This window comes from Alteromonas sp. AO-Serp (assembly GCF_017849675.1).
In the GTDB taxonomy this organism is placed as follows: Bacteria; Pseudomonadota; Gammaproteobacteria; order Enterobacterales; family Alteromonadaceae; genus Alteromonas; species Alteromonas macleodii.
The window spans coordinates 1-6417 of the sequence record NZ_JAFLMX010000132.1 but is presented as its reverse complement, the minus strand read 5'-3'; the positions used below and the strand labels follow the sequence as shown (position 1 = coordinate 6417).

Here is a 6417-nt window from a genome sequence, read left to right as displayed (position 1 = left end):
TGTCACAGTCCTTTAACTTAGCCCGCTAGGCTTGCAGGACTGTTTCGCGATTAAAAGGCTTCCATTTAGACCAAAATTCGTACACCAAAGGTCAACAGGCCCTAGACGATACCTGCCCAAAGGCAATAATTTTCTCAAACGGTGTGGTGTCGGGTAATGTACCCAAGGCAAAACAACATGCATTGCCAAGCCTTGATTCACAGAAGGTGTGGGCAATGTCGATAAGGGCGTTGTCGTTATTAAGTGACGTAGCAAGAAGTGAACATGCTTGTAGCGCTAGCGCCATTTGTTCTGTTAAATATCGGCTGCGCGTTTCCATATTCTGCGTGTTTGATAGCTCGTCGAATAGCTTACTAAGATGAATATCATAGTGCTTGTTTTTGCCTGCTTGTGTTTTAAGCTCACTAAACAAAGCCTCTTTAACGTTGGGCTCTTTGGCGAGTGCGCGCAGTACATCTAAACATTGTACGTTTCCGCTTCCTTCCCAAATAGAGTTCAGAGGCGCTTGGCGATAGTATCGTGGCATGGGGTTTTCTTCAACGTAACCAATACCGCCTAAACACTCTTGAGCTTCGTTAACAAACATAGGCGTGCGTTTACAAACCCAGTATTTTCCAATGGCGGTGGCCAGCCTTGCCAGTGCAGCTTCATGATTATCGCTCGATGCACTATCAACCGCTTTGGCAACGCGCATAGTGAGTGCAGTAGCAGCTGCACATTCAATGGTGAGGTCTGCCAACACATTTTGCATTAAAGGCTGATTGACTAAGGTCTTGCCGAATGCGTCGCGATGACTTACGTGGTGTAAGGCGTGAATCAGTGATTGTCGCATAAGTGCTGATGAGCCAATCATACAGTCTAACCGCGTAAGCGACACCATATCTATGATCACCGGCACACCACGGCCTTCTTCGCCAATCAAATATGCCGTGGCTTCCTGAAATTCAACTTCAGACGATGCATTGCTCCAGTCACCCAGCTTGTCTTTCAAACGCTGAATTCGCACGTTATTGAGTGCACCATTTTCCAACAACCTAGGTAGTAAAAAACAGCTTAGTCCGCCTTCGGCTTGCGCAAGTATAAGATGAGCGTCGCACATGGGGGCTGAGAAAAAGAATTTGTGCCCTACGATATGGTAACTTCCATCAGCCTGTTTAACCGCTGTAGTGGTATTACGCCTAACATCCGACCCACCTTGTTTCTCAGTCATCCCCATACCAATGGTCAGTCCATGTTTCTGACTAGCTGGCAGGGAACGAGGATCATAAACACCATTAATGGTTTTCTCTAGGTATACGGGTGGCAGCTGCTTTCCATACCGCATGGCCGGAATAGCTGCGTGGGTCATAGTCAGCGGGCAAGACGTGCCAGACTCAGCCTGATAATGCATATACATTAGCGCTGCCCTGAAGGTGTGTGCGCCTTCAATGCCTTCATGCTTCCACGAATAGTTGTGTACATTGTGCTGCATCGCACTTTCCATAAGCGCATGATAGCTGGGATGAAACTCAACATCGTCAATGCGGCGGCCATAGCGATCGAATGTGTGGAGAGTTGGCTTATTCTTATTAGCAAGCTCTCCGTGAGCCATAAGTGCATCCCCCGCGATTTGACCATACTGGCCTAATAACCCTTCGTCATGCTGGTGGGATGATGGCAAATGCTGCTCGACTAACACGCGCAGTAAGGTGTCATCACGCCATAAATTGTAGGGCGTGGAAATGGTGGGTTGGTTTTCTACAACGTGAGTAACAAATCGATTTGATGAAGTCATGGCATTTCCATTTGGTGAATATTCAAGGTGTACCCTTGAAATGGGCTTTTACGTTAAAGGGCTACGTTAAAGCACTATTTCCAAGTACTACCTTAGAACATTACATTGATAGTTGTAAATTGATATTTCATGTAATATTTGTGCACGGCGCGTGTTTATATAATGATGAATGCGTATATGTTTGGCCTTAAGCCAACTTATATTTTAATTAAAATTACGTCCTATCTGAGACAAAGAAGTAAATAGAGTTTGCAATTAGAAAAACAGAAAAAGCCCAATGCAAGAAAGCTACTGCTAAAGCTATTGGGCTCCCGTGACAATATTCAAATGAATGCCAGCGTAGCTGTTCGCGTAGGGGCGCTGTTTGGTATTTCTGAAAATAACATTCGGGTAACGCTCACGCGTTTACAGTCTGCACAGCTTATTACCTTGGTTGAACGCGGTTTTTACAAGCTGGGCGACAAAGGCATTCGTTTTGCAAAGGAAATTCATCAGTGGCGAGAGGATGAGGATGGGCTTGTACCCTGGCAAAACGATTGGGTTGTCGCTCAAACCAGCACGCTTCCTAAAAGTGATAAAAAGCAGCTCAGAAATAATGAACGAGCGCTGAAGCTTTTGGGGATGAGAAAGCTGACAAACGACGTTTACCTCAGACCGAACAATTTCTCTGGCGGAGCAGGCGAAGTAAGAGACAAACTTTACACACTTGGTCTATCGAAAAAGGCGCTCGTGTTTAGTGCCAGTGACTTTGACACTAAAGTACACAGCAGGGCGATGGGATTATGGAGCCACCTAAACCTAGAGGCACTTTATAAAGACGGATGCATCGAAATAGAGGAATCCCTTGCTCGATTAACGTCTTTACCCCTTGAAGAAGCAACCAAAGAATCTTATGTGATAGGAGACAGGGCGTTATACCACTTGGTGTTTGACCCCTTATTGCCATCGCCACTTGCAGATGTAGCAATGCGTGAGCGCTACCGTAATCTAGTAAAACGGTACGATGATGCTGGCGCACAAATTTGGCACCGCTTTTTAAATCAAAACTAAGCGAGATTAAAGGTAAACAGCTCAAAAAGAGGGTTACAGATACGTTACACACAGTTGAGCGTAAATTTCACATATAGATGTATTGTGTGAGAACAGTCAGAAAGATGAGACGGTAAGTAATTATTTGGCCGCATAGAACGCTAAGTGTAATTAGCTCTAATGGAAGTAGCGTAAATGGAGAGAAGATGACCGCATCAAGACCGTTATTTAAGCATATTCGCAATCATACAGCGCTTTTCAATGAGCTTTCTCAGTATCGAAACGCCGCTGTAGATACCTTGGGGTTTACGGGGTATGAATTTCATAAAACGCCAAAGTTCGTAACCGAAGATGGAAGTCGGCTTACCATAGAGCCAGAGAGAAGCATTGTACTGCCTAAAGTTCATGCGTTGTCGGGTTTGAAGAATAAGCTGACACAGGCTATTCCCACGTTACATATGGTTGAGCATAGTGAAATAGGCTATCGCTACCCAACGGCAGCGTTGGCTGGCCTAGACGCGCCATTTATTAAACGTATGCGTTCTGAGTATTTTCACAAAGTGGATGAAGATAGAAGTATTTGCCGCCCTGTGAATTTGTCGTTCGGAATTAAAAGTCGCGGAAAAGCTGACAACCGACAAGAATATGAAGTGTGGATGCCAGACGAAGCGCCAGATCAAAATCCGCTTCCTTTGCTCATCAATGCCTATGGCGAAGACTTACCCGATGATGTAAGACACTTTGTTGAACAACCCTCAAGAGTACACGGTTGGATGGGGGTTAAGCGGGCAGCATTTGAAGCGCTTTACACAAACAAGCAACATTGTGGTGATTTGATAATTTGCGGCGCCATGAGTGTAGACGCCTACAACATTGGCGCTAAACCCGATCTAGCTTATTCTCCTGAAGCAGAAAGCTCTATTGCTGTAAGCAACGCAGAGTTTGAGTGGGAAATAGAGGGGTACTATGCTCCGCGAGGTTGGGCGTTTGACCACGATGAAGTGTGGGCAGCAATAAATCACACGTTAGAAGCTATCAATGCGCCGCTCGATGATTTATACGGCAACGAAATCATTCCTATTGCCGAAAGTAAAACGGAGCGAATTTTGTCAACATTGCAATCACTGGGCGTTAGGCAGGAAGAAGTAGACGAACTCAATCTTCAGCCTTGGGAGTTCATGCTAACCGAAAGTGAGCATAGGGTTAAAGCGCACGATCCCAGCCGTTCGGTTAATTTATTAGGTAGACTAAATCGACTCTTTTACCAACCAGAGCAGCAGTTGCCTTCACTAAATTGGATGCATGACTTAATTGTTTAAGTTGACGAATTAGAGTAATATAAGGGTTTGCTGATGCTTCGAGCCTAGAGGCTAGTTAAAAGTTTGCTAGGATGAAAATGTTGGTTCTTTTTCGACGTTTTTGCTGAAGTATAGGTAAGCGTTTGCTCCTTAAAGAAGTTTTAGTGCTATACATTAAGTTATAACTAAAATAGGGGAGCACGTCGTGAAGCATTCTCAGTCCTTATATTCCCTTCAAATCAAGTCAACTCAAATGCGCCTCAAACATTATCTATTGATCACCTGTCTTTTCAGTCTACAGGCGTTAGCTAATATCAATGATTTTTCTGAATTGAATGCTGATAGGACTTATGCCGATAGCGCTGAAAAATTATTGGAACGGTTAGCCAATAAATTAGATGCATCTTCTCAAGATAAACTCCATAAACTCGGTGCATTGAGTTCGCCGCTTCAATCAAAGTTCGAGTTGAGTAAATTGTTGATGTATTACTATATATCTTACGACGAATATTCACTCGCACTAGAGCAAGTAAAGGCAATTGAACAAAACGCTCTGAATACGAAGTCTGAAAGCCAACTCGCTTTTGCGAAGCTATCCGAAATCGCTATTCTCAGCCGTTTGGACAGGGTCAAAGGGAAGCGCGCTGGAAGTGATGATTTAAAAAGGTACTATTCCGGACTCTCTTCACAGGTAAAAGACGCACTCAAGTTCAACTATATTGTTTTTGTCGCGCTATCTGAAAGGAGTAGTCGAGAGGCCATGCTTCTTGGCACGGAAGTAAACTATTTATCTGAAAATAACTCTGGAGTGGGGGATTTGATGATGGGTTTACACGCTGCCTATGTAGTAGAAAACGTTCCCTCTATCAAAATTGAGCTTTTAAATCGATATATAGACTTCTGTGAAGCTCATGATATACCCGTTAAATACTTCATTCATTTTTACAACGTTATTAGCTACTTTCTAAAGCAAATAGGTGACCCCAATATTGTAGGCACTTACACCGATCGATATTTGGCCTACGCGACCGCATCTGAGGATCAAAACGAGATCTACTTTGCCTCACTAAAGAAAGTTGAACAATTATTCTTATTAGGCAAAAACAAAGAAGCTCTCGTACTGTTGGAGCAGGCTGAAAATGGCCACAATTCAGTACCCGAGCGCTGGAAGTTACAAGGTAAGTTTTTGAAAGTTGAGTTACTCGCCTCCCTTGGTCAACTAGAGCGAGCAAATCAATTGTCAGAATATTTAAGTAACGTACTTAATTCTAATGGCTTAGACGAGCCTTCAGAATTCAAAATTGCCAACACACTGCTTTCATCGTCTCAAGGTAACGTTGCGAGTGCATTAAAGCAGATTCAAGCCGAGTTTAGGCGATTCCGCTTTGACGTAACAATGGACCGTTTGAATTACTTGGAGGAGCTAACGAATGCGAAAGAGCAGGAGCGTAAGGCACTATTTGATTCAAGAGACAAAGCACGTCAGCTAGAACAAACTAATCAACTCCTTGTTTTCTGTATCGTTTCCATTTCATTGATGGCGATATTCTTAGTCAAAATGATTGTAAGCAAGAGAAAAGCCTACGAAAAGCTTGAAATCGCAAACAAAACAGACTTATTAACGGGAATGCTCAACCGTCGATTCTTGCAAATGAAACTGGAGCAAACGTTCTCCATGTTGAGTAAGAGTCGTAGAAGCGAAGAGGCAGTACTGCTTTTTATTGACATCGATATGTTCAAATCTATTAACGATAACTTCGGTCATACAGTGGGTGACAAAGTTATTTCTATGGTCTCTGGGCAAGTGATGGACTGTATTAGAGAGCGAGATTATGCAGGTCGTTACGGTGGTGAAGAATTTGCAGTAATACTTAATAACCTAAATGCTGCGCAAGCCATGGATATAGCAGAGAGGATCAGAGTTAAAGTTAGAGAGCTAGAGGACTGTACTTTGCTTGGACAAAGAAAAGTGTCAGTAAGTATAGGTGTATCAGCATTTGATGTTCGATTTAAGTCTCTTAACGAATGGTTAAATGATGCTGACCAAGCTCTTTATGAGGCGAAACGCAGTGGGAGGGATAAAGTCGTTCGATCTAACTTCAATGAACCACCTCAAATAGTGGAAGTTTAACCCTAGTAGACCTTTTGGAAATCTGTAACTAAAAAGACTTATATGTAAAATTTTATATAAAATATGTTTGTTTTTGTAAATAACTTTCAGTTTTGTCGTGATCTGTCTGTTTATTTTGCTGTTTCTGTAATTAAATTACGAAAAATGCTTTATTTTTTGAAAGTATTGTTCATAATGTATTCATC

The 6417-nt window shown here is 42.9% G+C and carries 4 protein-coding genes; 3 read left to right on the top strand and 1 reads right to left on the bottom strand.

All coding sequences use genetic code 11. The annotated features are described in order from the left end of the window. Nucleotides 1-91 precede the first annotated feature (91 nt). Nucleotides 92-1774 (bottom strand): acyl-CoA dehydrogenase family protein, encoded by a 1683-nt coding sequence (locus tag QVA83_RS09800; protein WP_287498420.1) that lies wholly within the window; start codon nt 1772-1774, stop codon nt 92-94. Nucleotides 1775-2023: 249 nt separating this feature from the next. Here QVA83_RS09800 and QVA83_RS09795 point away from each other — a divergent pair, with 249 nt between their 5' ends. The 3 genes from QVA83_RS09795 (at nt 2024) to QVA83_RS09785 (ending at nt 6232) form a co-directional block, all read left to right on the top strand. Further along, on the top strand, nt 2024-2824 hold the full coding sequence (locus tag QVA83_RS09795) for a PaaX family transcriptional regulator (RefSeq protein WP_061486317.1): 801 nt from the start codon (nt 2024-2026) through the stop codon (nt 2822-2824). 185 nt (nt 2825-3009) lie between these two features. Further along, nucleotides 3010-4122: a hypothetical protein gene (locus QVA83_RS09790; protein WP_287498419.1), complete on the top strand. Its 1113-nt coding sequence runs from the start codon at nt 3010-3012 to the stop codon at nt 4120-4122. A 184-nt stretch (nt 4123-4306) separates the two neighbouring features. After that, complete coding sequence (locus tag QVA83_RS09785) at nt 4307-6232, top strand: GGDEF domain-containing protein (protein WP_287498418.1); 1926 nt, start codon at nt 4307-4309, stop codon at nt 6230-6232. Nucleotides 6233-6417 lie beyond the last annotated feature (185 nt).